Genomic DNA, 25,789 nt, shown 5'->3' with positions numbered 1-25,789 from the left:
GATCAAAGACGCCGTCATCCCGGGCGGAGCGAAGCGGAGACCCGGGATTCCATGCCGGAACAGTTCAGGCATGGATTCCGGATCTGCGCCGCTTCGCGGCTTGTCCGGAATGACGACGTGGTTGTGTTCTCATCCTACTTCGTCTTCTGAAACAATTCCCGCCCGATCAGCATGCGCCGGATCTCGCTGGTGCCGGCGCCGATCTCGTAGAGCTTGGCGTCGCGGAGCAGGCGCCCCGTCGGGTAGTCGTTGATGTAGCCGTTGCCGCCGAGCAGCTGGATGGCGTCGAGCGCGACCTGCGTTGCCTTCTCGGCCGCGAGCAGGATCGCGCCGGCGGCGTCCTCGCGCGTGGTCTGGCCGCGATCGCAGGCCTTGGCGACGGCGTAGACATAGGCTCGGCAGGAGTTCAGCGCGACATACATGTCGGCGAGCTTGCCCTGGACGAGCTGGAACTCGCCGATGCTCTGGCCGAACTGCTTGCGCTCGTGGACATAGGGCATCACCACGTCGAGCGCCGCCTGCATGATGCCGAGCGGGCCGGCCGCCAGCACCACGCGCTCGTAGTCGAGCCCGCTCATCAGCACGTTGACGCCGCGCCCGACCTGGCCGAGCACGTTCTCCTCCGGCACCTCGCAGTCCTGGAAGACGAGCTCGCAGGTGTCGGAGCCGCGCATGCCGAGCTTGTCGAGCTTCTGGTGGGTCGAGAAGCCCTTCATCCCCTTCTCGATCAGGAAGGCGGTGATGCCGCGCGAGCCGGCCTCCGGATCGGTCTTGGCGTAGACCACCAGCGTCTCGGCGATCGGGCCGTTGGTGATCCACATCTTGTTGCCGTTGAGGACGTAACGGTCACCACGCCTCTCGGCCCGCGTCTTCATCGAGACGACGTCGGAGCCCGCACCCGGCTCGGACATCGCAAGCGCGCCGACATGCTCGCCGGAGATCAGCTTGGGCAGGTATTTGCGCTTCTGCGCCTCGCTGCCGTTGCGGCGGATCTGGTTGATGCAGAGATTGGAATGGGCGCCGTAGGAGAGACCGACCGAGGCCGAGGCGCGGGAAATCTCCTCCACCGCGACGCAGTGCTCGAGATAGCCGAGGCCGGCACCGCCCAGTTCCTCCTCGACCGTGATGCCATGCAGGCCGAGCTCCCCCATTTGCGGCCAGAGATCGCGCGGGAACTGGTTGGTGCGGTCGATCTCCTCGGCGCGCGGGGCGATCTTTTCCTGGGCGAAGGCATGGACGGTGTCGCGGATCGCGTCGGCGGTTTCGCCAAGATCGAAATCGAAGGGGCGGGGCGCGTTGGCGAGCATGGAGACCTCCCGGGGCTATGCGGCGACTATGGCCGTTCTGCCGCCCATCATAGCCCAGAAGCGCGCGGCGCCGGAGCGTGCGAAAATCGCAACGTCCGGCTGGGCAGAAGGCCCGCCCTTGTCTTCGCGATTCAGTCGCCGATCACGCCACGCCGCCGCAGCATGACGAGCGTCAAAACAGCAGCGCCGATGCAGGCCAGCGCGACATTGAAGGCGCCGATCTCCGATTCGACCCAGGGCAGGCCCTTCACATTGATGCCGAACAGGCCGGTGATGAAGGTCGCCGGCATGAACAGCGCCGTCAGGATCGAGAGCACATAGAGCTGGCGGTTGGTGCGGCTGACGGAACGGGCCGCGATCTCGTCCTGCAGCAGTCGCGCCCGGTCCTGCACCGACTGGACGTCGTGATGCAGCGTATCGACGCGCTGGAGCAGGCGCAGCGCCGTCGCCTTGACCGCATCAGGCGCGCTGCGGCCGGAATGGGTCTCGGCAAAGCGGCGGAACAGGACATGCAGCCCGCTGAGCTGGCGATGAAGCCGCACGGCGGTGCGCCTGACCGAGCCGACGCGGCCGGGCCCGTTATGCAGCCTGTCGAGCAGGATATGGTCCTCGACCGTGTCGGTTTCCTCCACGAGGCGCACCACGCTGTCGGTCACGTCGTCGATGATGTACTCGATGATCTGCTCGAAGAGCACGCTCGGGCTCTCGGCGGGTTCACCGCGATTCAGCGCCTCCGCCATCATGCGGATCGCCTGCAGCGCTTCGCGCCGGCCCGTCAGCAGGAAGCGCTCGCCGACGATCCAGCGCAGCGCGCCGACGCTGTCCGACTTCTCGGCGACACCGCGGGTCAGATCGTGCGAGACGCCCCAGGCGAGGCTGGCGGAATGGTCGAGCCGCTGATGCGCCTCCTGAGAGAGGAAGACCTCCTGCGCCGCATCCGGCAGGTCCTGTTCGCCGATCCAGCTCTGGGCGCGGGTATGGACCAGGTCGAGATGGAGCCAGACGAAGCCTTCCGTCGGCGCCAGTTCGGGCAGCAGCTCTCTCTCGACAAGCGCAGGGCGACCATCGTCATCGAAGCGGTAGGCCCAGATGATTCCGTAGCGGGATTGAAGATCGCCCTGCTGGTCACTCGGCATCGCGTCCGCCTTCCAAAATCGGCCGGACAAGGCGACGGTGATATGACAGGCGCGTGACACTCCCGCGCGATGTTCAGTTGCGCCGGACGGTGCCGGTACGCTCGACGTCGCGGTTATCGGCGGTGCGGGCGGGGATGCGGCCGGGCGGCGCGAATTTCAGCTTGGTTCCGCCGGCTCCCTTGGGCGCGCGCAGGCCGGCGGGCGTTGCCGGCGGAATGCGGCTGGCGACCTTGGTCTTCGGTCCGCCGCCGTGCCAGGTCCGGGTGCCGATGTCGAAGCGGCCCTGCCGCCAGGCCTCGAACTCACGCTCGGTGCCGAAGAAGGCGTTCCGGTCGACGTCGCCGGTGATGCCGGGCACGCGGCCCGTCGTGGTGAACTGCCAGAATTCCCAACGGTCGCGGGCATAGCGCTTGGCCAGCGGAGCGGCGGTGGAGCGCAGCCAGTAGGGGTGGTCGTTGTACTGCCCCTCCAGGATATCCTCATGGAAGTTGATGTCGGTGTAGATCACCGGCTTCTTGCCGGTGTGCTCGCGCAGGCCCTTGAGCATCACCTCGATCTTGTCCAGCGCCTCCTGCCGTGAAATGCGCTTGGCGCATTGCGAGCCGTTCTGCCATTCGACGTCCAGCACCGGCGGCAGCGCGTCGGGGTCGCGCGGGATGTGCTTCTTGATCCAGCGGACCTGATCCTTGGCCGAGCGGCACCACCAGACGAAATGATAGGCGCTACGCGGGATGCCGTGCCGCTTCGCCTCGGCCCAGTTGCGGCGGAAATTCGGATCGAGATGGTCGCCGCCCTCGGTCGCCTTGATGAAGGCGAAGCGCGTGCCCGCACCCTTGACCTTTTCCCAGTCGATCTCGCCCTGCCAGCGCGAGACGTCGATGCCCTGGATGACCTTGCGGCGCGCATCGCGCACGCCGTGATGCGGGGCGCTGTCGCCCTTCTTGGGGTAGTAGGCGAGCGATGGCTCCGCCAGGCAGAAGAGGGTGGCGAGGAAGGCCAGCACGGCGGCGGCGCCGACAGGGTGCTTCCGGGGGCTCTGCTGCGTGGTCAGCTCGCGCGCTGGCATGTGGCTCTCCTGCATCACAGGTCCAGATGCGGAGATGTCGGTTAAGCGGTCGTTAGAGTCGCGCGGGCTTCGATCGATGTTTTTCAGGTTTGGTTAACCGGCGCGGCCATGCACGCGATGGTCAGTCGGTCACCTCGGGGTCGCCGAGCGGCTGGAAGGCCGACGCGACGGCCGGCGCGCTGCCCGGCATGCGGGCCACCGGCACCTCCTCGAGATTGTCGGGCGGGGAGGAGGCCGGGGGCGTGAAGGGCGAGGGAGCCGGGGCCGCCGGCATGGCGGGAGCGGGCGTCGGCTGTTCCTGCTGGCGGCGCTCCCAGCGGCGGGTCGCAATGTCGAACTCGCCGCGGCGCCAGCCATGGAACTGGCTTTCGGTGCCGAAGAAGGCGTTGCGATCGACGTCGCCCCGGATTCCCGGTACGCGCCCGGTGGTGGTGAACTGCCAGAACGACCAGGTCCGGTTGTTGTAGCGCGTCTCCGGCTTCGCCGCCGTCGAGCGGATCCAGTAGGGGTAGTCGTTGAACTGGCCTTCCAGGACCTCCCGATGGAAGGTGATGTCGGTGTAGATCACCGGCTTCTTGCCGGTCAGCTGCTCCAGCTCGGTGAGCATGAGCTGGATCTTCTCCAGCGCGAGTTCGCGGCTGACCTTCCGGGGACAGGTCTTCGAGTGGCCGTTCCATTCGACGTCGAGCACCGGCGGCAGCGCGTCGGGATCGTTCGGGATCTGCTGCTTGAACCAGATCGCCTGCTCATGGGCAGGGCGGCACCAATAGACGAAGTGATAGGCACCGCGCGCAATGCCGGCCTGGCGGGCCCCTTCCCAGTTGCGCCGGAAGGACGGGTCGACATGGTCGCCGCCCTCGGTCGCCTTCATGTAGACGAAGCGCACGCCGGAAGCCTTGACCGAAGCCCAGTCGATGTTCCCCTGCCAGCGCGAGATGTCGATGCCGTGGATCGGGTAGCTGTGCGCTTCCGCGACGCCGGAATGGGGACGCGCATCGCCGAGATGATCGATGGCGGTGCAGCCTCCGATGATCGCGAAGGCGGCGGCGGCCAGGAAGGGCAGGGCGCGGAGGCGGAGCATCGGGCGGGGCGATCGTCTCGGGTTCGTCGTGACTATGAAATGGCCGATTTACGTTACCAAAGTTCTGACGAGCCGCGGATGCGTTCGGCTCCTGGCGTCGGGCGGTTGCGAATCGGCCTCCCCGCGCCTCGTTGAGCCGCATCTTGTCCAGGCTGTGACGGCGCCAGTGGCAGGGCTGCGTGACTTTTTCAGGGCGCCAGCGCGCAAACGAAAACGGCGACCCGCGAGGGTCGCCGTTTCAGGGACTTGTCGTCCGAATTTGGTGCGGTCGAGAGGACTCGAACCTCCACGGGTCTCCCCGCTACCACCTCAAGGTAGTGCGTCTACCAGTTCCGCCACGACCGCAGCTCGGTTCCGGCAGCGGGCAGAGCCACCGGGAGCGGCGTCGATCTAGCAAATCGATTCCGCGACCACAAGAGCAAGCGCGAGGAAAAGAGCCGGCTTCTTCGCTTTCCGTCGAAAGCTGCGAAAAAACGGGCTCAGGCGGCCTCGGCGACCGTCTGCATGGTGTAGACGGTGGGGCGCTTCAGCATCTGCGTGATCTCGACCGAGATCTTCGAGCCGCTGACGACGACGATTCCCTTGGCGAAGGGATGGTTGTTGGCGAGAATCTGGACCTCGTCGGTCTCGCTCGCATTGAGCTCGATGATCGCGCCGCGGCCGAGTCGCAGCAGCTTGTAGATCGGCATCTCCGTCTGCCCCAGCACGACGGTCAGCTCGACGGGAACGAGATCGAGATCGGCCTTCAAACCCTGCCTCCGGGACCCTACTTCGACATTCGACCAACGAAACTTGCCTGTCCGCCGGATTTGGGCGCAAGAGGCATCGCAGGGATCGGCCGGTCATCGAACCGACAAGACGAGCTTGAACGGAACATGGTTAAGCCATGGTGAATTTGCGCGAGGACCTTGCGGTCACCTTCCTGCCGGAGCCCGGCTCCGAGCCGGTCGAGTGGGTCGTGAGCGACGGGCTGACCGGCTATGACGCGGCGGTCGCCGAGATGGAGGCGCGCGCGGCCCTGATCGCCGACGGGCAGGCGCGGGAGCGGATCTGGCTGGTCGAGCACCCGCCGCTCTACACCGCCGGGACATCCGCGAAGGACGAGGACCTGATCGCGCCCGAGCGATTTCCGGTGCATCGTTCCGGTCGGGGCGGGCAGTTCACCTATCACGGACCCGGCCAGCGCGTGGCCTATGTCATGCTCGACCTGAAGCGCCGGCAGCCCGATCTGCGCCGCTTCGTCGCCGCGCTGGAAAGCTGGCTGATCGGCACGCTCGACGAGGCCAACATCCGGGGCGAACGACGCGAGGACCGCGTCGGCGTCTGGGTGCGCCGGCCGGAGAAGGGCGCCGAGGTCGAGGACAAGATCGCAGCCATCGGCATCCGTGTCCGGCGCTGGGTGTCGTTTCACGGCATCTCGCTCAACGTGGATCCGGACCTGACGCATTTCGATGGCATCGTGCCCTGCGGCGTCAGCCGTCATGGGGTGACCTCGCTCGTCGACCTCGGATTGCCGGTGACGATGCCGGAGGTCGATTCGATGCTCCGGGAGAGTTTCGAGCGCGTCTTCGGCCCGACCGTTTCGGCCTGACCCCGCGCCCATCCTGCGCGCAATTGCGCGGTCGCGTCATGGCGTCCGCGCCGGTTGGCCTTTCGCCGAGGCCGGGCCATAACCTTGGTCCAAAGAAGCCCAAGGGAGTGCGCCGGTGCCGATCATCGAGAGCAAGGTCGATCTCAACTCCGCCGAGACGCGCGCCAATGCCGACGCCTGGGCCGGGTTGCGGGATGAACTGAAAGAGCGCCGTGCGGCAGCGGCCCTTGGCGGCAACGCCCGCTCGCGCGAGCGCCACACGGCGCGCGGCAAGCTCCTGCCCCGCGAGCGCGTGCTGCGGCTGACCGATCCGGGTTCGCCCTTCCTCGAGATCGGCTCTCTCGCCGCCTACGGGATGTATGAGGGCGATGTCCACGGCGCCGGCATGATCGCCGGCATCGGCCGGGTCGCGGGCCGCGAATGCATGATCGTCTGCAACGACGCGACGATCAAGGGCGGCACCTACTACCCGATGACGGTGAAGAAGCATCTGCGGGCGCAGGAGATCGCGCGCGAGAACCGGCTGCCCTGCCTCTATCTGGTCGACTCGGGCGGAGCGAACCTGCCGCACCAGACCGAGGTCTTCCCCGATCGCGAGCATTTCGGACGCATCTTCTACAATCAGGCGACGCTGTCCGCGGAGGGCATTCCGCAGATCGCCGTGGTCATGGGCTCCTGCACTGCCGGCGGCGCTTACATGCCGGCAATGTCGGACGAGACGATCATCGTCAGGAAGCAGGGCACGATCTTTCTCGGCGGCCCGCCGCTGGTGAAGGCGGCGACCGGCGAGGTTGTCTCGGCCGAGGACCTCGGCGGCGCCGATGTCCATGCGCGGCTCTCCGGCGTCGCCGACCACTATGCCGGCGACGACACCCATGCCCTCGCCATCGCGCGGCGCATCGCGGGCAATCTCAACAGCGTGAAGCGGCCGGATATCGACATCGCCGAGGCGGTGGAGCCGCTCTACGATCCGGCCGAGCTCGAGGCGGTGGTGCCGACCGACCTCAAGAAGCAGTACGACATCCGCGAGGTGATCGCGCGGCTCGTCGACGGCTCGGAATTCGACGAGTTCAAGAAGCTCTACGCCACGACGCTGGTCACGGGCTTCGCCCGCATCCACGGCATCCCGGTCGGCATCATCGGCAATAACGGCATCCTGTTCTCGGAGAGCGCCCTGAAGGGCGCGCATTTCATCGAGCTCTGCTGCCAGCGGCGCATCCCGCTCCTGTTCCTGCAGAACATCACCGGCTTCATGGTCGGGCGCGACGTGGAGACGCGGGGGATCGCCCGGGATGGCGCCAAGCTCGTCACGGCGGTGGCCTCGGCGCGGGTGCCCAAGATCACCGTGCTGGTCGGCGGGTCGTTCGGCGCCGGCAATTACGGCATGTGCGGACGGGCCTATTCGCCGCGCTTCCTGTTCTCCTGGCCGAACTCGCGGGTCTCGGTGATGGGGCACGAGCAGGCGGCGAGCGTGCTCGCCACCGTGCGCCGCGACAATATCGAGGCCGAGGGCAAGCCCTGGAGCGCGGAGGAGGAGGAGGCCTTCAAGAAGCCGATCCGCGACAAGATCGAGGCGGAAGGCTCGCCCTATTTCGCCACGGCGCGGCTCTGGGACGACGGCATCATCCTGCCCTCCGAGACGCGCCGCGTTCTGGCGCTCGCCTTTTCCGCGACCCTGAATGCGCCGATTCCCGAGACGAAATTCGGCGTGTTCCGGATGTAGGCGGCAGGCAGTGCCGTGCCTGACCGATGCATGGCGCGCGCTTCCCTTGTGTCGGCCGCCTGCTATGCTGAGCCAGCCGGGAATTTCGGCCTGAAACGATTAAATCCAACAAAACACCGAGGAAACGCATGTCCGGACACAACAAGGTCGCGATCATCACCGGCGCCGGTTCGGGCGTGGGACGCGCCGTCGCGATCGCCTTTCTGAAGGACGGCTATCGCGTCGTCCTGGCCGGCCGCCGGCCCGATGCGCTGGAGGAGACCATCGCGCTCTCCGGCGCGCAGTCCGGCCAGGCGCTGGCGGTCCCGACCGATGTCACCGACAAGGCCTCGGTCGCCAATCTCTTCGCGCGAACGAAGGAGGCCTTCGGCCGGGTGGACGTTCTGTTCAACAATGCCGGCGTCAACGCGCCGGGCGGAGTTCTGCTGGAGGACCTCTCGCTGGAGGATTGGCAGAAGGTGGTCGACACCAACCTGACCGGCCCCTTCCTGTGCACGCAGGCCGCCTTCCAGGCGATGAAGGAGCAGAGCCCGCAGGGCGGCCGTATCATCAACAACGGCTCGATCTCGGCCCATGCGCCGCGGCCGAATTCCGTCGCCTATACCGCCACCAAGCACGCCATCACCGGCCTGACCAAGACGGCCTCGCTCGACGGGCGCAAATACGACATCGCGGTCGGCCAGGTCGATATCGGCAACGCGCTGACCGAAATGGCACGCAAGATGACCACCGGCGTGCCGCAGGCGGACGGTTCGACCAAGGTCGAGGCGGTGATGGATGTGGAGAACGTTGCCTCCACGGTGCTCCACATGGCGTCGCTGCCGCCGGAGGCGAATGTGCTCTTCGTCACGGTGATGGCGACCAAGGCGCCCTTCGTCGGGCGAGGCTGAGGGCGGCTTCCCAGCCGGATGTGCGCAACGCCGCGCAGACAGGCGCGGCGGCCGGGCTATAACCGAAAGTCACGCTTCCAAGGATGACGCCGCCGATGACGATCGCCGCCAAGCTGCCTTCCATCCTGATCGCCAATCGCGGCGAGATCGCCTGCCGCGTCATCCGCACGGCGCGGCGGCTGGGCTTGCGCACCATCGCGGTGCACTCTGATGCCGATGCCGAGGCGCTGTTCGTGCAGATGGCGGACGAGGCGTGGCGCATCGGCCCTGCCCCGGCGCGCGAGAGCTATCTCGACGCCGCGACGATCCTGGCCGTGGCAAAGAAGACGGGCGCGGCCTGCATCCATCCGGGATATGGCTTCCTGTCCGAAAATGCCGATTTCGCCGAGGCCTGTGCGGCCGCCGGGATCGTCTTCGTCGGCCCGCCGGCCTCCGCCATCAGGGCGATGGGCCTGAAGGATGCCGCCAAGGCGCTGGTCGAAAAGGCCGGCGTGCCGGTGGTGCCGGGTTATCATGGGGCCGAGCAGGGCGCCGACTTCCTGCGGGGAGAGGCGCACCGCATCGGCTATCCCGTGCTGATCAAGGCCGTCGCCGGCGGTGGCGGCAAGGGCATGAAGAAGGTCGACCGGCCGGAAGACTTCGCCGATGCGCTGAGCAGCGCCCAGCGCGAGGCGGCCAGCGCCTTCGGCGATGCGCGGGTGCTGGTCGAGAAATACGTCCTCTCGCCGCGCCATGTCGAAATCCAGGTCTTCGGCGACGGCCACGGCAACGTCGTCCATCTCTACGAGCGCGACTGCTCGCTGCAGCGGCGCCACCAGAAGGTGGTCGAGGAGGCGCCGGCGCCCGGCATGACGCCGGAAGTCCGTGCCGCCATGGGCAAGGCTGCGACCGAGGCGGCGCGGGCGGTCGGCTATGTCGGGGCCGGCACGGTGGAGTTCATCGCCGATGGCCGCGACGGGCTGAAGCCGGACGGCTTCTGGTTCATGGAGATGAACACGCGCCTGCAGGTCGAGCATCCGGTGACGGAGGCGATCACGGGGCTCGATCTCGTCGAGTTGCAGTTGAAGGTCGCAGCGGGCGAGCCGCTCGGCTTCGCGCAGGCCGATGTTCATGCAAACGGCCATGCCGTCGAGGCACGGCTCTATGCCGAGGATCCCGAAAAAGGCTTCCTGCCCTCGACCGGCAAGCTCTGGGCGCTGCAATTCCCGGCCGGCGAGGGTATCCGCATCGACGCCGGTGTCGAGGCCGGCGATACGGTGACGCCATTCTACGATCCGATGATCGCCAAGGTGATCGCCCATGGATCGACACGCGAACAGGCGCTCGACCGGTTGGGCGTGGCTCTGGGCGAGACGGTGGTCGCCGGCCCGCGGACCAATCTCGCCTTCCTGAAGAAGCTGACCGAGGCCGAGGGTTTCCGGAACGGCCCCTTCGACACCGGCTTCATCGACCGCAACATGTCGGCGCTCGGGGCCGAGGCGCAACCGCTCGATGCGGCGGCGGTGGCAGCGGCGGCCCTGCAACTCGAGGAGGAGCGGCAGATGAGCGGCCTGATGCGCGCTGCCGAGCGGGCGGATGGCGAGGCGCGCTCGCCCTGGCTCGAGGCGGACGCCTTTTCGCTGATGCCGCGCCTGCCGCTCGGCCTGCCGCTGGCGGTCGATGGCGAGCGGATCGAGGCGCGGATCGAATGGCACGAAGGAGACGCGCGCGTCACCCTTCCGGGCCATGAGATCGGGGAGGGCGAGCACGAGGTCGCGCTGGCGGAAGGCGAGCGCGGCACCTGGTACGCGCTGCATCGCGGCCGACAGACCGCCGTTGCGCTGTTCGACCCGTTCGGCGTCGACCTCGACGCGGCGGCGGGCGCTGGCGGTGTCATCAAGGCACCGATGCACGGCAAGCTGGTCGCACTGTTCGTCGCGGCCGGCGAGGCGGTGGTCAAAGGGCAGCGCCTCGCCATCGTCGAGGCGATGAAGATGGAACATGTGCTGACCGCCCCGCGCGACGGCACGGTCACCGAGGTTGCCGGCGAGCCCGGCATGCAGGTCGCCGAAGGCGCGAAGGTCGTGGTGCTGGGGGAGTGAAGCGCGAAGCCGGGATCAAGGCCTGAACTGGTAGCGCTGGCCCTGTGCGTTGATCAGATAATAATTCCCGGCGTCCTTGACGATTTTGTCGCAACGGGCCTGTCCGGAATCAAAATCGACACAGATGCGGCCGGTATCAACCCGGTATCTGCCGAGGCTTCCGCCATTGAACGAGTATTTGCCATCTGCGCCATAAGACGCTGATGAACTGCCGACCCTCATCGTATTCCCAGAGACCAGCTTTTGAAGCTCCGACTTGGCAACAGGCTTGTCGCTGGCGAGTGCGGGGCTGGTGCACAGGACGCCTGCGGCAACGAGTACAATCAAATGGTGCATCTGAGACAGTCCTTCCCTTACGACATGGTCTCGACCGTAGCCTTTCGCCGGGATGCGTCAATGTCACCGCCGGCGTCAGCCGCGCCCGATCACCGGGAACTGTTCGACCTCATAGATCTGACCCGAGACGGGGGCGCTGTCGTCCGAGAGCCAGAAGGCGGTGTGCGCGGCGATTTCCTCCGGCTGCATGATGCGGCCGGTCGGCGCATTGCGCTTGGGCACGTTCTTTTCCCAGCCGGGCGGCTTGCCCTCCTTCTGCTGGGTCGCGTCCTCGTTGGCGGTCCAGGTCCAGCCGACATTGAGCTGGTTGGCGCGGATGTGTTCGGTCCCGACCGCATCCGCGATGTTGCGCGTCATCGTCATCAGCGCGCCCTTCGACATCGAATAGACCGTCAGCGTCGAGAGGCCGCACCAGGCGTTGATCGAGCCGACGGTGACGATGGCGCCGCCCGAGCCTTGGGCGCGGAAAGCGCTGATCGCAGCCTCCGCGCAGAGCAGCGGGGCGCGGGTGTTGATGGCGAAGACATGGTCGAAGAAGGATGCCGTCGTCTCCCCCAGCACGCCGCGCGGATAGATGCCGGCATTGTTGACGAGGCCATCGATGCGGCCAAAGGCGGCGATGGTGGCGTCCACGAGCTCCTGCGCGGTCTCCGACTCGGCGAGATCGGCGGCGAAGCCGCTGCTGGAGGGGCCGAGCCGGGCGACCACACTGTCGATCTCGGACTGATCGCGGCCATGAACCAGGACACGGGCGCCTTCGGCGACCAGCCGCTCGGCCATGGCAAGGCCGATGCCGCTGGAGGAGCCCGTCACCAGAATGGCCTTGCCTGCTAGTCCGCGCATGATCGGTTATCCGTCAGATGGTGTCGGCGCCGGGCGCCGCTCGCATGCGACCATGCTAGCGGCGATGCCCGCGGCGACGAAACCGTTTCGCACCGGCAAGGATGCCGGGCACCCCCGCATCGGCTGCTGTCGACGCTGTGCTTGTGGAGAAGGGCCTGTCAGGCTGGCCTGCCGCGCGCGGCGGCGCTAGTTTGCCGCGATCATGCCGCTTCATCTTCTCAAGCTTTGCGTCGGCGCCGAATCGATCGGCGATCTCGAAGGCTGGATCGATGAACGGATGGCGCTCCGCCGCGCCTGCGGCGAGCCGCTCGAGCAGTTCCACACGACGCGGATGGTGCCAAAGAAAGTCGAGGAGATCCTCGCCGGCGGCTCGCTCTACTGGGTGATCAAGGGGCAGATCGCCGCCCGGCAGCGTTTGACGGATATCCGCCCGTTCAAGGATGCCGACGGTATCGGCCGCTGCCATCTGGTGCTCGAACCGGTGGTCGTGCCGGTGGCGCCGCGTCCGTTCCGCCCGTTCCAGGGCTGGCGCTACCTGCTGGACCAGGAGGCGCCGCGCGACCTGTCCGGCGAGGATAGCGATTTCGGCGAGATGCCGGAGGCGCTGCGGCGCGAACTGGCGGGGCTTGGGCTGCTGTAGCGCCGGCCGGTGATCGCCATGCGCAGGGCCGCGACGGTGCCGGGATCGCGATGGCGGTCATGCCGGTCTCCCGGGGCGGCGCTGGCTAGCAAATGCGCTGCCGATGGCCAATATCTTGGCGATGAAAGCGATTCAGGCGGATATGGGCAGGTCGATGGGACAGGGAGCCGGGCGACGGTGCGGACGGTCGGTTCGCCCGCACGGGACCGGGTGCCGCTGATGGGTCTGCTTTATGGCGTGGCCACCCTCATCCTGATCTGGTGGGTGCTCAAGTTCTTCGCCGGGAGCGACCCGAAAAAGCTCGCCAAGGTGGCCAAGACCGGCGGCGGCTTCGCCGCTTTGGGGGCCGCCGGGCTGCTGATGCTAAGGGGGCGGATGGATATGGCGATGGTGCTGGGCGGCGTCGGCGCCTGGCTGCTCGGCTGGAGCGCCACCGGGCCGGGCGGCATTCGCTTTCCCTGGGGCGGCGCGCCGTCCGTAGCGGAATCGGCCTTGCTCGTGGTCGATCTGGCGCCGGATGGCAGTGCGCAGGGCGGCCGGGTCAAGAAAGGCGCCTTTGCCGGGCGTGATCTCGACGGGCTCGGCGCCGCCGAGATGACAGCGCTGATGCGGGAGTTGCTGGCGCAGGACCCCGAAGGCGCGCGGCTGCTACAGGCATATCTCCACCGCCGGCCGCCCGGCTGGGGTGAAGACGCTGAGCGTCACGGCGACGCGGGGCAGGGCCGCGCGGCGCGCCCGGGCGCGATGTCGCAAAAGGAGGCCCACGAGATCCTGGGGCTTCAGCCGGGGGCGGGCGAGGAGGCGATCCGCGAGGCCCATCGGTCCCTGATGAAGCGCATCCACCCGGATACGGGGGGAACGAGTGGCCTTGCCGCTCGCGTCAACGAGGCCAAGGACGTCCTGCTGAAGCGGCGATAGCGCGGGGTGGCCGGAGTACGTCTGCGACATGGCGTGGACTCCTCTCCTGATCCGTTCGCGTCAGCTCTTGGTGGCGAAGCAGGAGAAGCCGCCCCGCTTCAACTTGGCGCAGGCGCTCTGGGCTTCCTTCGAGTCGTCGAAGCCGGCAAAGCGGGCGCGAAACAGGGTGGAACCACCCTTGGCGACCTTCTCCGTGAACCCGGCGACGCCGCCGAGCGGAGCAGCCGCCTTGGCGCGGGCCAGGATTTCCCTGGCCTTGGCCTCGTCGTCGGTTGCGCCGAGCTGGATCACCCACTTCCCCGAGGCGACGACGGCTGCCTGATGCGAGACCGCGGCGGGCTCGGCCGCGGCGGACTTGGCCGCAGCCTCGCTCTTGCGGGCGATGCTGGCGGTGGTGTCGGCTTTCTCGGGCACGGCCTTGGCCTCGGCGACCTGCACGGGCTGCGGCGCGGGCTCGGCAACCTTGGCGATCGAGGAGGTGGTGTCGACATTCGCCGGCGGGCGCAGGACCTTGGCGTCGGCCGGCTGGGCGCCGATCGACCAGCGCATGGCCGACGGCGTCGTGGTGGCGGTGACCGGACGCATGCCGGAGAGCTGCAGCGGCTGGCCGGCGGCGGCCACCGGGCGCGGCGGAGCCATCGGGGTCTGCGTCGGCATCGGCGCATAGGCGCGGGCGGCGGCCGGGATCGGCTGCGGAGCCGCGGCGACGGCCTCCGGGCGCGGAACCGGGATCGGCGCAGGCTCGGCGGCGGCGATGCGCGGCCGCTCGACCGGCTTCAGGCGTTCCTCGGGAGCTTCCCGCTCGGCAGCTTCCGCGACCATGGCGCGGCCGGAGGTGGCGGCGCGGGGCAGGCTGGCGAGCACGAGATCGGTCATGATCTTGTCGCGCGAGGCGCCGGAGCGCCCGCCGAGCACGACGGAGACGATGTGGCGGCCTTCCGACCTGGCCGAGGTCATCAGGTTGAAGCCCGAGGCGCGGGTGTAGCCGGTCTTGATGCCGTCGACACCCTCGACCTTGCCGAGCAGGCGGTTATGCCCGCGGATCGTGCGGCTGCCGTACTGGAAGGCGCGCATCGAGAACATCGGGTAGTATTTCGGGAAGCGCTCCTGAATGGCGCGGGCGAGCACCGTGAGGTCGCGCGCCGTGGTGATGTTCGGCGGCGACGCCGGCAGGCCGTTGGCGTTGGAAAAGCGGGTCTGGCTCATGCCGAGCGAGCGCGCCTTGCGCGTCATCTGATCGGCGAAGGCCTCCTCGGAGCCGGCGATGTTCTCGGCGACGACGACGGAGGCGTCGTTGGCCGAGAGCGTGATCATGCTCTTGATCGCATCGCTGACCGAGATGGTCGAGCCCGGGCGAAGGCCGATCTTGGTCGGCGGCTGCGAGGCGGCATAGGATGAGACCTTGAGCTGCGTATCCATGTCGAAGCGGCCGCGCTCCATCTGCTCGAAGAGCATGTAGAGCGTCATCACCTTGGTCAGGGAGGCCGGGATGCGCGGCGCATCCTCGTTGACGGCATGGAGCGTGCGCCCCGTGCGGGCGTCCACGACCATGGCGGCATAGGGAGGGGTATAGCCGCCGCCGGCATGATGCCGGCGCTTGCGCGCCTCGGCGGGGGAGGTCGCCATCGTCGCCGCGAGGGCGGCGATGCCAATCAACCCGACGACGGCCCGCAGACGCGGCCGCCGGAACACAACGCAACCCAACACCATGAAACGCCCCGAACTCACAACCTAAAGTCCGCCCCTTCCGCCTTGGTGACGTGGCGAGAAGGACACAGTTGGAGAGGTTAGGAGCGTGCGGTTACGGAGCGGTTAAAACTTGAATCGTTGCGATCGGAACGATCTGCGTCTGGTGCATTGCGGCATGCTCTTGACATTCATGTTGCAGTGCACAATATGAGGCCAGACCCCGTTGGTGAGCTCTCATCCGAGTCGGGGCAGCGGGCTGGACCCTATCCCGCCTGTTCAACAACGACCCGAGCGTACCAAGGAGACGATCATGATCCCGCAGTTCGAAACGTTCCAGAAGGCCTCCAAGGAGAATGTCGACGCCGCTCTGAAGGCTTTCGGCGCCACCTCCAAGGGTGTGCAGACCATCGCCGTCGAGGCCTCGGACTATGCCAAGAAGTCGTTCGAGGCGTCCACCGCGACGCTCGAGAAGCTCGCCGGCGTGAAGACCTTCGACAAGGCCCTCGAGATCCAGGCCGACTACGTCAAGACCGCCTTCGAGGGCGCTGTCGCCCAGTTCACCAAGATGGGCGAGCTTTACCAGGCGATGGCCAAGGACGCCTACAAGCCGTTCGAAGGCATCGTCGCCAAGGCCATCCCGGCCACGACGAAGGCGTGATGGCGACTGCCGGCGGTTTTGCCGCTGGCGCGTTCTACGATGTTCGGGAGCCCCGGTCCGTCAGGCCGGGGCTTTCGCTTGCCAGGCAACTCGCGGGCCTGAGGCATGTCGGTTCGGTATGGCCAGACAGGGGCCTTCGGCGAGTCGGGCGCTATAGGTCCGTCCGCGCGTCCCGCGCCTGCTGCAGCTGACGATGGGCCTGGCGAAGCCATTGATCCACTTCGGTGATGAGCGGCTCGCCCGGTTCGCGCTGGCGCCTCATCATCGCCTCCAGCTCGCTTTCCGCAGCCTGTGCTCTCGCCGATGCGGATGCGGCTTCGGCTTCGGCGAGCTGGGCCCGCTCTTCGGCCTCGTGCATCGCGGTGACGGCCTTCTGCGCGATCTCCAAGGCATTGCGCATCATCTGATCGGAGCGCCGTTGGGTTTCGCGAAGGCGGTGGCCGACATCACGGATGAGGTCCAGCGAAGCCGACCAGTTCGGCTGCAACGGCGGAGGCTCGGATGACGGGCCGGTCGGATCTGCCGATCGCGCGACCAGCTTGGCAAAGCGGGCGAAGACGTCGGCCTCTTCGCGGCCCAGCAGGGGAAACGTCGCGGATGGCTCGGGTCGATCGAGACTCATCGGCCGGTCATTTCACGATGTCGGAGAGCTCGAACTCGATCGCCTTCTGCAATCCGACCAAGTAATTTTCTGCCTCCGCTGTGCGCGCCTGCGCCCTTGAGAGCCGCTTCAGCAATTCCGCTTCGTTCGCAGCCATCTCCTCACAGCGCGTGACGGCCGCCACCGCCAGGGCATTCGCTTCGGCCCTGCCGCTTTCTGCGGCTTTGACCTTGCCGTGCCAGTCCCTGATCAACTGCTCGAGCTTGTCGGCCTCGGCTTGTCTTTCATTCTGCTCGCGGCGCAGCTGTTCGCGCAGACTGGCGATCTGGCGGCTGGCCGTCTCGTTGTCCCGCTGCAAGGTGCGGATCATCTCCGCTGCGCGCTCGACGCAGACAAGCGTGGCGTGAAAGGCCGGATCCTTGCGTAGCTTGGCCGCGTTCGTAGCCGCGTTTCCATCGGCTGGTTCAGCTGCAGGTACCGCTTCGGGCACCAGTGCCAGGGATCTCGCGCTCTCGGCCATATCGTTTACCGCAGCCAATATCGTGACGTCGTTCAAAGAACTTGGGAGAGAGGAAACGCGGCGCCGCGCTTCCCCCATCGATCGGAGACGGCGTTGACCTGCCCGCCGAGACGGCGAGCCCGGATCTTTCAGCCGCTCACAGCCGAACGTCGCTCATCCTCCGAGACGCGCGCCGCCTGGTTCCTGCCCAAAACAGGCGTGAACGACTCGACGACAGCATCGTGCAGCTTGGCCAGCCACCGCTCGGCTTCCACGGCGCGGGCCTCGGCCGCATCCGCCTTGGCCTCGGTCTGAGCGACCTTCTGTTCACTCTCCGCGAGAAGATCGCTGAGACGCTTGATCTCGGCGCTGGCCTCCCTCACAACCTCGGCGAGATGCTCCTCGAGCTGGTCGGCCCGCTCCTCGCCCACACGGATCGCCTCGCTGGCTTCGCGGACGAGCTCGAGAGCGGAGGCCCAGTCGCGGACGGCAGGCTGCTCCACCTTCGCCACAAATTCATCGATGGCGGGCAGGGCCAGGGAAACCACCTTGTCGCCCAGATTCAGCGACGGTACCGGTCGGGCGCGCAACACCGTGGTGGTACCGGCGGAAAGGGGGGCGGCGATGCCCTTGGGCGCTTGATCTGTCACGGTCTAACCCTGCTCTGGAATCGGTTGGGACGGGGGCTGGACATCTTCAGGCGGGCTTGCCTGGCGGTGCGAAGGGGTGGACATTGCTGTCGCTTTCGGCCGGTTCGATCTCGCCGTCGGCCTCTGCCTTCGCGTCGCTACGCCAGGTTCTGCCCGAGCGCTTCAATGCCTCGTGCTGCTTTTGAAGCGCCACCCGGGTTTCCCGCGCGATGTCGAGCGCACCCTGGAGCAGGGCCCGCTCGGATCGCTCGTTCTCGAGCTCCTCCGCCAGGCGCCTGTTGCCGAACTCCAGCTCGCTGCGCACCGTTTCGTGCTTGCGGGTCAACTCGGCAATACGGTCGGTCAGGTTCGTGTTGCGGATGACGGCCTGCTCCAGAGCCGAATCCTTGGCCGCCAGCGCCTTGTTGATCATGGCGGCACGGCTGTCGAGCTCCGCCCTGACGCGTTGCGCCTCCTGGAAACGCTCGGTCTGGCGCAGAAGGTCTGCCTGCAGGGCTTCGACGCGCCGTTCCGCCGTCGCGCGCGCAATGCTCGCCTCCTTGAGGTTTCGCTCCGCGATCCGGTGCGCCTCGTCCTTCTCGCGCAGGAGATTGCGCGTCTGGGCAAGCAGCTGCTCGTTGGTCCCGGCGCGGTTCTCGGCAGCTTCGAGCTTCATTAAGAGCGCTGCCCGCTCGCTCTTGTAGCTTCCGAGCTCGACCTCGTACTGCGCCTCGGCCCGCTCCCGCGCTTCCTTCTCCGCCACCAATTCGCTCTCGACCGCACGCAGCCTCTGCCGGTTGGCATCTGCCGTCGCCTCGAGGTCCTTGTGGCGCGCCGTGAGCTCGGCGAGATGAGCGCTCTGCTCCTCGCTGAGGATCTGAAGCTTGCGGCTGTCCTGGTCGAGGATGGCCAGGCGCTCGCGGGCCGTGAGAAGCTCGTGCTCGGAACGCGACAGCGCCGAATCGGCGGCCTGCGCCTCCAGCCGCAAGGCCTTGTTCTCGCCGGTCAGCGCCCTGTTCTGCTCGCTCTCGCCGAAAAGCTGACGCTCGAGGTTCTCGACGGCGAGCAGCTTGTCGCGCAAGGCGATCGCCTGCTCCGCAACCGTCCGCTCGCGCTCGATGAGGTCTTCCTCGGCCTTGTCGGCGCGGGCCAGCGCATCGGCCAGTTCATTGGCCAGCGCGCCCGACTTCAGCAGGGCGCCGCTCAGGTCCTGCCTGACGGTCGCGTGGGACTGGCGCTCCTGGGCCAGTGACGATTCCAGCTCGGCGATCCGCATCCCGGAACGGGGCAATTCGTCGCTGATCTGCACAAGGGGCTCGAGAATCGACGAGAAGTCGTCCCGCAGGCTGCGCAGATCGTCGAGCCGGTCCAGCATCGCGCTGATGCGCTGCCTCACCAGCTCGTCACGCTGACCGATGGCGTCGAGAGTCAAAGGTTGCTGATGGGCGGTCGGATTCTGATGCGGCACGGAGGCCCGGCTGTCGCTGAGCGTCTCGGGCCCAGCCTCGGCTCGCGCGGTGGAAGCACCGGAAAGAACACTGCGGAAGGTTTTCCACGCCATGATGTCGCCCGTTCCGGGTGCGGCCCGCCGGACCACCGCCTTCCAGCCATCATCTGCGACAATGGCGGATTCGCGATCACGGATTCACTATCCCGAGCGGAAAGGCCGGCGAACAATGCTCGGCTGACTTTCCGGCAGGAAAGCTTTCGGAACGCGGTGAAAAGCAGAGGCGAAGGGTCGACTTGAGTCGTTATATTTCCGTGACGCAGATGTAACAGCCCGTGGACTGGTCGTCCAGCGCTCGAAACGCTAATTTTAATCGATTGTTAACGCCGCTGGGCCGCGGTCGCGGGACCTTGCGTCATGATGCGGCTTCCATGCGTTCCGTGTGCGGCAGGGGGCTGCTCGTTCGACCGGTTTCGCTCCGCCGAGCCGCTCCGGTCGGGGATGCAATTCGCCGCTTTTCGGGCGACGCGGGAACGACGACATGCTCTCAGGCCCGGCCGAAGCGCTGCCTCTCGAGACGATCGAAAAGAGGGCCGGATAGGCGCATCTTGCCCCCTATGGGCCGCCGCGCAGCGCGGGAGGCGCGTCGCGCGCATGCCCAACCCGGCGATCGCGCCGATCGCCAGGGCCGCTCCGGCCGCGCCGAAGGCGTGAATTCGGCAGGCGGTTCGGGCTGCCGCTGAGGCGAATGCTCAGCCGAGTCTCGAGCCCCGGCCCAAAGGCTGGGGCGCTTCTGGTTCGGCCGTGCTGCAGCGTGGCCGGTTTCGGTGGCGGCCATCGTCGGGGGGCGCTACATACCGGCCGATGACATCGCGGCCTCTTCAAAAGCCCCGGCTCACCCTGGCGAGACTGCGGCGCCGGCTGCATCTCATGTATCATGGCGATACGCCGTTGGCACGGCGGTTCCAGGCCGGCTTCATCGCCGTGGATCTTGCGGTCATCGCCTTCTTCCTGGCGAGCCCGCTGCTCAGCGATCATCCCTGGTTCCTCGCCATCGATTACAGCGTCGCTGTGCTTGTCGGCTTCGACATGATCGCGCGGGGCTTCGCGGCGCGGGATCTCAGGCGCTGGCTGCTGCGGCCGGATGTCTGGGTCGATCTCGTCATCCTCATCGCGCTGCTGGCGCCGATGTGGATCGTCAACCTGGCCTTCCTGCGCGTGCTGCGGCTCTGGACCCTGTTCCGGAGTCCCATCGTCTGGCGCCGGCTGAGGGCCTACGGACTCGATCGCTGGGAGGAGATGATCCGGGCGGTGGTCAATCTGGTCACCTTCCTGTTCGTCATGACCGGGTTCGTCTACACCGCCTTCGCCTATCGCGTGCCCGGGATCGAGGGGTATCTCGACGCGCTCTATTTCACGGTGGCGACCGTTACGACCACCGGGTTCGGGGACATCACCCTGCCAGGGCCATGGGGCCGGATCGCCTCGGTGATCGCGATGATCGTCGGCATCTCGCTGTTCGTCCGCCTGGCCCAGGCTGTATTCAGGCCGCGGAAGGTGACCTATCGCTGTCCCCGCTGTGCCCTGATGCGGCACGAACCCGATGCGGTGCATTGCAAAGCTTGCGGCCAGGTTCTTCAGATTCCGAATGTCGAGGACTGAACCGGTGCTGGCCGCGCTCCTTGAAACGATTGAAAAGGCCGACGGATCGGCGCATCTCTAGGGCGCGCCTCGTGATCGCGGCGGCCAGAGGTTCCGGTTCGATGCTCGACAAATCCGCTCCACCCCGCACGCTGAAGCTCAATGCCGCCGACAATGTCGTCGTCGCGGTCGACCCGATCGATCTCGGCGTCACAGCCGCCGGGGTCGAAGCGCTGAAGCGCGTCCCGCGCGGGCACAAGATGGCGATCGCGCCGATCGCCAAGGATCAGCCGATCCGCAAATTCGGCCAGATCATCGGCTTCGCGACCAGCGATATCGTGCCGGGCGAGTGGGTGCACGAGCACAATACCGGCTTCCATGCCTTCGAGCGCGACTACGCCTATGCCGCCGAGGCCAAGCCGGAATTCGTCCTGCCGGTCGAGAGCCAAGCGACCTTCGAGGGCTTCCGGCGCGCCAATGGCAAGGCCGGCACGCGCAATTATGTCGGCATCCTGACCTCGGTGAACTGCTCGGCCTCGGCCGCGCGCTTCATGGCCGAGGAGGTCAAGCGCTCCGGGCTGCTGGCCGATTATCCGAATGTCGACGGCGTGATCGCGCTGACGCACGGCACGGGTTGCGGCATCGACTACAATGGCGAGAGCTTCGAGGTGCTGAAGCGCACCACCTGGGGCTATGCCTGCAATCCGAACATGGCGGCGGTCCTCGTCGTCGGGCTGGGCTGCGAGGGCTTCCAGATCAGCCGGATGAAGGAAGCCTACGGCGTGACCGAAAGCGACGTCTTCCGCACGCTGACGATCCAGGAGACGGGCGGCACCCGCAAGGCCGTCGCTGCCGGCATCGACGCGTTGAAGGTGATGCTGCCGATCGCCAACAGGGCGGTGCGCGAGACGGTGCCGGCCTCCGAGCTGATGCTGGCGCTGCAATGCGGCGGCTCGGACGGGTATTCCGGCATCACCGCCAACCCGGCGCTGGGCGCGGCCGTCGACATCCTGGTCGAGCAGGGGGGAACCGCGATCCTCTCCGAAACGCCGGAGATCTATGGCGCGGAGCATCTGCTGACGCGCCGGGCCGCGACCCGCGAGGTCGGCGAGAAGCTCGTCGGCATCATCAGGTGGTGGGAGGATTACACCGCCCGCGCCCGGATGGACATGAACAACAACCCCTCGCCGGGGAACAAGGCGGGCGGTCTGACGACGATCCTTGAGAAGTCGCTCGGAGCCGCGGCCAAGGGCGGCACCAAGACGCTTGCCGCAGTCTATCACTATGCCGAACCCGTCAAATCCAAGGGTTTCGTCTACATGGACACACCCGGCTATGACCCCGTGGCGGCGACGGGGCAGGTGGCGGGCGGCGCCAACATCCTCGCCTTCACCACTGGCCGCGGCTCGGCCTATGGCTGCAAGCCGACGCCCTCTGTGAAGCTTGCGACCAACACGCCGATCTACGAGCGCATGATCGACGACATGGACATCAATTGCGGCGACGTGCTGGACGGGGTCTCGCTGGAGCAGAAGGGCCGCGAGATCTTCGACACCTTGCTGAAGGTCGCCTCGGGCGAGCGCAGCAAGTCGGAACAGCTCGGCTATGGCGATGCCGAGTACGTGCCCTGGCAGATCGGCGCGACGATGTAGTTTTCCGGCGCGCCGCTTGAACCCGGAGCAGGGCCGCTGCGACAAAGGATGGCTCCGGCGCATGCCGGGGCCATCCTGTCATCGGCCCGGAATTTCCATGAAGACGCTTTTCCTCGTCACGATCCCTCGCGTCCTGCTCGGGGTCATCTTCCTCATCAGCGCCGTCGACGGCTTCTGGTGGCTCGCCACCGGCGTGAACCTGATCCATCCGCCGACCAGCCCGCGCGGAGTCGTCTTCGAGACGGCATTGCAGGATTCCGGCTTCTTCTGGCCCTTCCTCAAGGCGATCAATCTCACCGGAGGGCTGAGCCTGATCTCGAATGTCGCTCCGGCTTTCGGCCTCGCGCTGATCGCGCCCGTCATGGCGGTGATCGTGCTGTTCCACCTGACGATCAATCCGCAGGGCCTGCCGGTCGCGGTGCTGCTCGTGGTGCTGGGCTCGCTGCTGCTCTGGGCCTATCGCGAGCGCTACGCGGCTCTGTTCCGCTGACCGTGACTGAAGCGCTCTCGCGTCATGGCCGGGCTTGTCCCGGCCATCCACGTCTGCCTCCGGCGATGGCGGTGTTCAGGACGTGGATGCTCGCCACAAGGGCGAGCATGACGATGTAGCCGGGTTTTCGGTCAGACCGAGAAGCCGGTCAGCCTCTCGCCCAGGATACCGATCCGGTCGGCAGCGACATTGGCGATCGCGATGCGCAGATGCCCTTCCTGGCCCGGTCCGAAATACGGCCCGGGCAAAGCGAGCACGCCACGCTGCAGGGCCAGCGCGCGAGCGACCTCGGCCGCAGGGGCGCCTTCGAACGGATGGGAGACATAGGCGAAATAGGCGCCGGCCGAGAGCACGCGCCAGCCGTTCAACGGCGCCATGGCCTGCCGGAACAGGCCGGCGCGGCTGTTGATCTCGGTTCGGTTGCCCTCGCGCCAGCTGCGGATGCCGTCGATGCCCCAGGTGACCGCCGCCTGCCCGGCGCGCACGGGGCTGATCTGGACGCAGTCCAAGACCTTGCCGATCTCACCGAGCACGGTCTCGCCGGCCGTGATCGCGCCGAGACGCCAGCCTGGAACGGCATAGGCCTTCGAGAAGCTGTAGAGGCCGATCACGGAGTCCTCCCAGCCGCTTGTAGCGAAAACCTCGTGCGGCCTCTCAACACCTTCCGGCAGGAAGTCGCGATAGGTCTCGTCCAGCACCAGCCACAGCCCGCGGCGGGCACAGAGCGCGGCGAAGGCCGCGATGGTCTGCGGAGGATAGACCGCGCCGGTCGGGTTGTTCGGCGTCACGAGGACGATCGCCCGGGTGCGCGCGTCGATCAACGCCTCCGCCGTCGCGACATCCGGCACGAAGCCGGCAGCCGGATCACAAGGCAAGGCGCGCGGCTCGACGCCGAGCATGGTCAGCGTCATCTCGTGGTTGAAGTACCAGGGTGTCGGCAGCAGGACGTTGTCGCCGGCCCGTGCGACCGCCATCATCGTCACGACATAGGCCTGGTTGCAGCCTGAGGTGATGGTGACGTTGCCGGCGGCGAAGGGGGCGCCGTAGACGCGGCCGATCTCGGCGGCATAAGCCTCCCGCAGCGCGAGGTCGCCGGTGATCGCGCCATAGCGCGTGTTCGCCGGGTCCGCGGCGGCGTCCGCGAGCCTGTGCAGGAGAGCGTCGGGCGGCGGCGCGCCGGGCACCGCCTGCGACAGGTCGATCAGCGGCCCATGGCTGCCGTCATAAGCCTTCGCCCAGCCCTGCGCCTGCGGAATCGGCGGCGTCCCGGTATCGAGGAGGTCGGGGTTCAGGACGGGAGAGGGAGCGCTCGGCATGGTTCTCCTGCTTTGCGGCGGCCGCGCGCGCTCGTCAATCGCCGGGCAGGCGGCTGCCTTGGAAGCGTCGCAGACCGGTACCATATTCCGATGCTTCCAATGAAACCTGGGATGGGCCGATGCAGGACGAGACCGAGGATGCCATCGCCGAACTGCATGCCATGCTCGGCCGGGCGGATCGGATCGTCAGCTTCACCGGTGCCGGTATCTCGACCGAATCCGGCGTGCCGGATTTCCGCACGCCCGGCTCTCCCTGGATGGCCAACAAGCCGATCCCGTTCGATGCCTTCGTCAGCAGTCCCGAGGCCCGGATCGAGGCCTGGCGGCGCAAATTCGCGATGGACGACCATTACCGCGAGGCTCAGCCGAATATCGGGCACCGGGCCCTCGCCAGGCTGGTGCAAGAAGGCCGCTCGCCCGCCATCGTGACCCAGAACATCGACGGGCTGCACCAGGCTTCCGGCGTGTCCTCGGAGCAGGTCGTCGAGCTGCACGGCAACGGCACCTACGCGACCTGCCTCGCCTGCGGCTGGCGGCACGAGCTCGCTGCGATCCGGCCCGTCTTCGAGGCCTCCGGCGAGCCCCCGTCCTGCATCATGTGCACCGGGCCGGTGAAGTCGGCCACGATCTCCTTCGGACAGGCGATGCCGCAGGAGGCGATGATGCGCGCGCAGGCGCTGGCGCTGGAATGCGACCTGTTCCTCGTGGCCGGCTCCTCGCTGGTGGTCTTCCCGGCTGCGACGCTGCCGGTGATCGCCAGGCGGCAGGGGGCGAAGCTCGTCATCCTCAACCGCGAACCGACCGAACTCGACCCGATCGCGGATCTCGTGATCCGCGCAGAGATCGGCCCGGCGCTGGCGCCGCTGCTGCAATAACGCGTCCTAGTCCCTGGAGGCGAGCGCCAGCCTCAAGGCCAGGGCGCCGAATACGGCGCCGAGCAGCTTTTGTGGCAGGCGGGCGAGACGAGGTCTTGCCGCCACGGCCCGTCCGAGCCGCCCTGCCATCAAGATGACGATGCCGTTCGGAATGAAGCCGATCGCATTCAAGATCGTGGCGAGCACAACCACCTGCGTCACCACGGAGCCAGCCTCCGGCTCGATGAACTGCGGTAGGAGTGCGAGCATGAACAACGCCATCTTGGGATTGAGGACATTGCTCAGGATGCCCTGCAGGAAGATCGTCCGGCTCGGCATCCGCGCTGCATCCGCCGACGGCGCGAACAGCGACGAGCCGGCGCGGAGCGTCGTCCAGGCCAGCCAGGCGAGGTAGGCCGCCCCGATCCATCGAAGGATGTCATAGGCCGCTGGGACGAGCAGGAAGAGCTGCGACAGCCCGAGCGCGACAGCGAGCGCCTGAAGATAACATCCGGTCGCGATCCCGGCATAGGTCAACAGGCCGGCGAGGCGCCCCTGGCTCAGGCTTCGCGAAGCGATCAGCATCATGTCCGGACCTGGGGTGATGGTCAGCGCGACGCAGGCGGCTGCGAAGACGATGAGGGTCGTGGTCTCGGGCATGGAAGACTCAGGCTGAGGTGGACAGCGATAGAACCTTAGCA

At 67.2% G+C, this 25,789-nt stretch carries 25 protein-coding genes and 1 tRNA gene; 11 read left to right on the top strand and 15 right to left on the bottom strand.

What is annotated here, in order from left to right; all coding sequences use genetic code 11:
* Positions 1–134: 134 nt before the first annotated feature.
* From BW981_RS11160 to BW981_RS11135, 6 genes are all read right to left on the bottom strand, one after another.
* Positions 135–1,307 (bottom strand): isovaleryl-CoA dehydrogenase, encoded by a 1,173-nt coding sequence (locus tag BW981_RS11160; protein WP_076439122.1) that lies wholly within the window; start codon positions 1,305–1,307, stop codon positions 135–137.
* 131 nt (positions 1,308–1,438) lie between these two features.
* On the bottom strand, positions 1,439–2,443 hold the full coding sequence (locus BW981_RS11155) for a CorA family divalent cation transporter (protein ID WP_076439120.1): 1,005 nt from the start codon (positions 2,441–2,443) through the stop codon (positions 1,439–1,441).
* A gap of 73 nt (positions 2,444–2,516) precedes the next feature.
* On the bottom strand, positions 2,517–3,509 hold the full coding sequence (locus tag BW981_RS11150) for a glycoside hydrolase family 25 protein (protein ID WP_083712317.1): 993 nt from the start codon (positions 3,507–3,509) through the stop codon (positions 2,517–2,519).
* Between the two features lie 121 nt (positions 3,510–3,630).
* Complete coding sequence (locus BW981_RS11145) at positions 3,631–4,590, bottom strand: glycoside hydrolase family 25 protein (RefSeq protein WP_076439116.1); 960 nt, start codon at positions 4,588–4,590, stop codon at positions 3,631–3,633.
* A gap of 260 nt (positions 4,591–4,850) precedes the next feature.
* A tRNA-Leu gene (locus tag BW981_RS11140) sits at positions 4,851–4,935 on the bottom strand.
* A gap of 134 nt (positions 4,936–5,069) precedes the next feature.
* Entirely contained in the window at positions 5,070–5,339 is a 270-nt protein-coding gene (locus tag BW981_RS11135) for a FliM/FliN family flagellar motor switch protein (RefSeq protein WP_076439114.1), read from the bottom strand.
* Between the two features lie 137 nt (positions 5,340–5,476).
* Between BW981_RS11135 and lipB the strand changes: the two genes are divergently transcribed.
* The 4 genes from lipB (at position 5,477) to BW981_RS11115 (ending at position 10,875) form a co-directional block, all read left to right on the top strand.
* Positions 5,477–6,181 carry a lipoyl(octanoyl) transferase LipB gene (lipB, locus tag BW981_RS11130; RefSeq protein WP_076439112.1) on the top strand — a complete coding sequence of 235 codons (705 nt, stop codon included), beginning with the start codon at positions 5,477–5,479 and terminating at the stop codon, positions 6,179–6,181.
* Positions 6,182–6,296: 115 nt separating this feature from the next.
* Positions 6,297–7,904, top strand: a complete 1,608-nt coding sequence (locus tag BW981_RS11125) for a carboxyl transferase domain-containing protein (RefSeq protein ID WP_076439110.1) — start codon at positions 6,297–6,299, stop codon at positions 7,902–7,904.
* Between the two features lie 128 nt (positions 7,905–8,032).
* The gene (locus BW981_RS11120) at positions 8,033–8,794 is read left to right on the top strand and encodes an SDR family oxidoreductase (protein ID WP_076439108.1); all 762 of its coding nucleotides are present in this window, start codon (positions 8,033–8,035) and stop codon (positions 8,792–8,794) included.
* A 95-nt stretch (positions 8,795–8,889) separates the two neighbouring features.
* Complete coding sequence (locus BW981_RS11115; RefSeq protein ID WP_076439523.1) at positions 8,890–10,875, top strand: acetyl-CoA carboxylase biotin carboxylase subunit; 1,986 nt, start codon at positions 8,890–8,892, stop codon at positions 10,873–10,875.
* Positions 10,876–10,890: 15 nt separating this feature from the next.
* Here BW981_RS11115 and BW981_RS22570 read toward each other — a convergent pair whose 3' ends face one another.
* Both BW981_RS22570 and BW981_RS11110 read right to left on the bottom strand, forming a co-directional pair.
* Complete coding sequence (locus tag BW981_RS22570; protein ID WP_139333727.1) at positions 10,891–11,211, bottom strand: hypothetical protein; 321 nt, start codon at positions 11,209–11,211, stop codon at positions 10,891–10,893.
* A 75-nt stretch (positions 11,212–11,286) separates the two neighbouring features.
* On the bottom strand, positions 11,287–12,054 hold the full coding sequence (locus BW981_RS11110; protein ID WP_076439106.1) for an SDR family NAD(P)-dependent oxidoreductase: 768 nt from the start codon (positions 12,052–12,054) through the stop codon (positions 11,287–11,289).
* 202 nt (positions 12,055–12,256) lie between these two features.
* Here BW981_RS11110 and BW981_RS11105 point away from each other — a divergent pair, with 202 nt between their 5' ends.
* A complete protein-coding gene (locus BW981_RS11105) occupies positions 12,257–12,694 on the top strand; it encodes a DUF1489 family protein (RefSeq protein WP_076439104.1) in 438 nt (145 codons plus the stop codon).
* Positions 12,695–12,913: 219 nt separating this feature from the next.
* Complete coding sequence (locus tag BW981_RS11100; protein WP_076439521.1) at positions 12,914–13,612, top strand: J domain-containing protein; 699 nt, start codon at positions 12,914–12,916, stop codon at positions 13,610–13,612.
* Positions 13,613–13,672: 60 nt separating this feature from the next.
* Here the strand turns inward: BW981_RS11100 and BW981_RS11095 are convergent, their stop codons facing one another.
* Positions 13,673–15,238: a serine hydrolase gene (locus tag BW981_RS11095; protein WP_244560293.1), complete on the bottom strand. Its 1,566-nt coding sequence runs from the start codon at positions 15,236–15,238 to the stop codon at positions 13,673–13,675.
* Positions 15,239–15,611: 373 nt separating this feature from the next.
* On the opposite strand from BW981_RS11095, the gene BW981_RS11090 reads away from it, so the two are divergent.
* Positions 15,612–15,959, top strand: a complete 348-nt coding sequence (locus BW981_RS11090) for a phasin family protein (protein WP_076439100.1) — start codon at positions 15,612–15,614, stop codon at positions 15,957–15,959.
* 151 nt (positions 15,960–16,110) lie between these two features.
* Here BW981_RS11090 and BW981_RS11085 read toward each other — a convergent pair whose 3' ends face one another.
* The 4 genes from BW981_RS11085 to BW981_RS11070 all read right to left on the bottom strand — a co-directional run bounded on the left by BW981_RS11085 (position 16,111) and on the right by BW981_RS11070 (position 19,249).
* Positions 16,111–16,581 carry a hypothetical protein gene (locus BW981_RS11085; protein ID WP_076439098.1) on the bottom strand — a complete coding sequence of 157 codons (471 nt, stop codon included), beginning with the start codon at positions 16,579–16,581 and terminating at the stop codon, positions 16,111–16,113.
* Between the two features lie 7 nt (positions 16,582–16,588).
* Positions 16,589–17,116, bottom strand: a complete 528-nt coding sequence (locus BW981_RS11080; RefSeq protein ID WP_139333726.1) for a hypothetical protein — start codon at positions 17,114–17,116, stop codon at positions 16,589–16,591.
* Between the two features lie 92 nt (positions 17,117–17,208).
* The gene (locus BW981_RS11075) at positions 17,209–17,709 is read right to left on the bottom strand and encodes a hypothetical protein (protein ID WP_139333725.1); all 501 of its coding nucleotides are present in this window, start codon (positions 17,707–17,709) and stop codon (positions 17,209–17,211) included.
* A gap of 46 nt (positions 17,710–17,755) precedes the next feature.
* A complete protein-coding gene (locus BW981_RS11070; protein ID WP_076439092.1) occupies positions 17,756–19,249 on the bottom strand; it encodes a chromosome partitioning protein ParA in 1,494 nt (497 codons plus the stop codon).
* A gap of 816 nt (positions 19,250–20,065) precedes the next feature.
* Between BW981_RS11070 and BW981_RS11065 the strand changes: the two genes are divergently transcribed.
* The 3 genes from BW981_RS11065 (at position 20,066) to BW981_RS11055 (ending at position 22,918) form a co-directional block, all read left to right on the top strand.
* Positions 20,066–20,797 carry a potassium channel family protein gene (locus tag BW981_RS11065; RefSeq protein WP_244560292.1) on the top strand — a complete coding sequence of 244 codons (732 nt, stop codon included), beginning with the start codon at positions 20,066–20,068 and terminating at the stop codon, positions 20,795–20,797.
* Positions 20,798–20,898: 101 nt separating this feature from the next.
* Positions 20,899–22,428 (top strand): UxaA family hydrolase, encoded by a 1,530-nt coding sequence (locus BW981_RS11060; protein ID WP_076439089.1) that lies wholly within the window; start codon positions 20,899–20,901, stop codon positions 22,426–22,428.
* A gap of 97 nt (positions 22,429–22,525) precedes the next feature.
* Positions 22,526–22,918 carry a hypothetical protein gene (locus tag BW981_RS11055; RefSeq protein WP_076439087.1) on the top strand — a complete coding sequence of 131 codons (393 nt, stop codon included), beginning with the start codon at positions 22,526–22,528 and terminating at the stop codon, positions 22,916–22,918.
* 131 nt (positions 22,919–23,049) lie between these two features.
* Here the strand turns inward: BW981_RS11055 and BW981_RS11050 are convergent, their stop codons facing one another.
* The gene (locus BW981_RS11050) at positions 23,050–24,234 is read right to left on the bottom strand and encodes an aminotransferase (RefSeq protein WP_076439085.1); all 1,185 of its coding nucleotides are present in this window, start codon (positions 24,232–24,234) and stop codon (positions 23,050–23,052) included.
* Between the two features lie 119 nt (positions 24,235–24,353).
* On the opposite strand from BW981_RS11050, the gene BW981_RS11045 reads away from it, so the two are divergent.
* Positions 24,354–25,109 (top strand): SIR2 family NAD-dependent protein deacylase, encoded by a 756-nt coding sequence (locus tag BW981_RS11045; RefSeq protein ID WP_076439083.1) that lies wholly within the window; start codon positions 24,354–24,356, stop codon positions 25,107–25,109.
* Between the two features lie 6 nt (positions 25,110–25,115).
* Here BW981_RS11045 and BW981_RS11040 read toward each other — a convergent pair whose 3' ends face one another.
* Positions 25,116–25,748 (bottom strand): LysE family translocator, encoded by a 633-nt coding sequence (locus BW981_RS11040; RefSeq protein ID WP_076439081.1) that lies wholly within the window; start codon positions 25,746–25,748, stop codon positions 25,116–25,118.
* Positions 25,749–25,789: the final 41 nt, after the last annotated feature.

It is taken from the genome of Allobosea sp. TND4EK4 (genome assembly GCF_900156025.1).
Taxonomy (GTDB): Bacteria; Pseudomonadota; Alphaproteobacteria; order Rhizobiales; family Beijerinckiaceae; genus Allobosea.
Note: the sequence above shows the minus strand (reverse complement) of the source record. Positions and strands in the feature narration are given on the sequence as shown.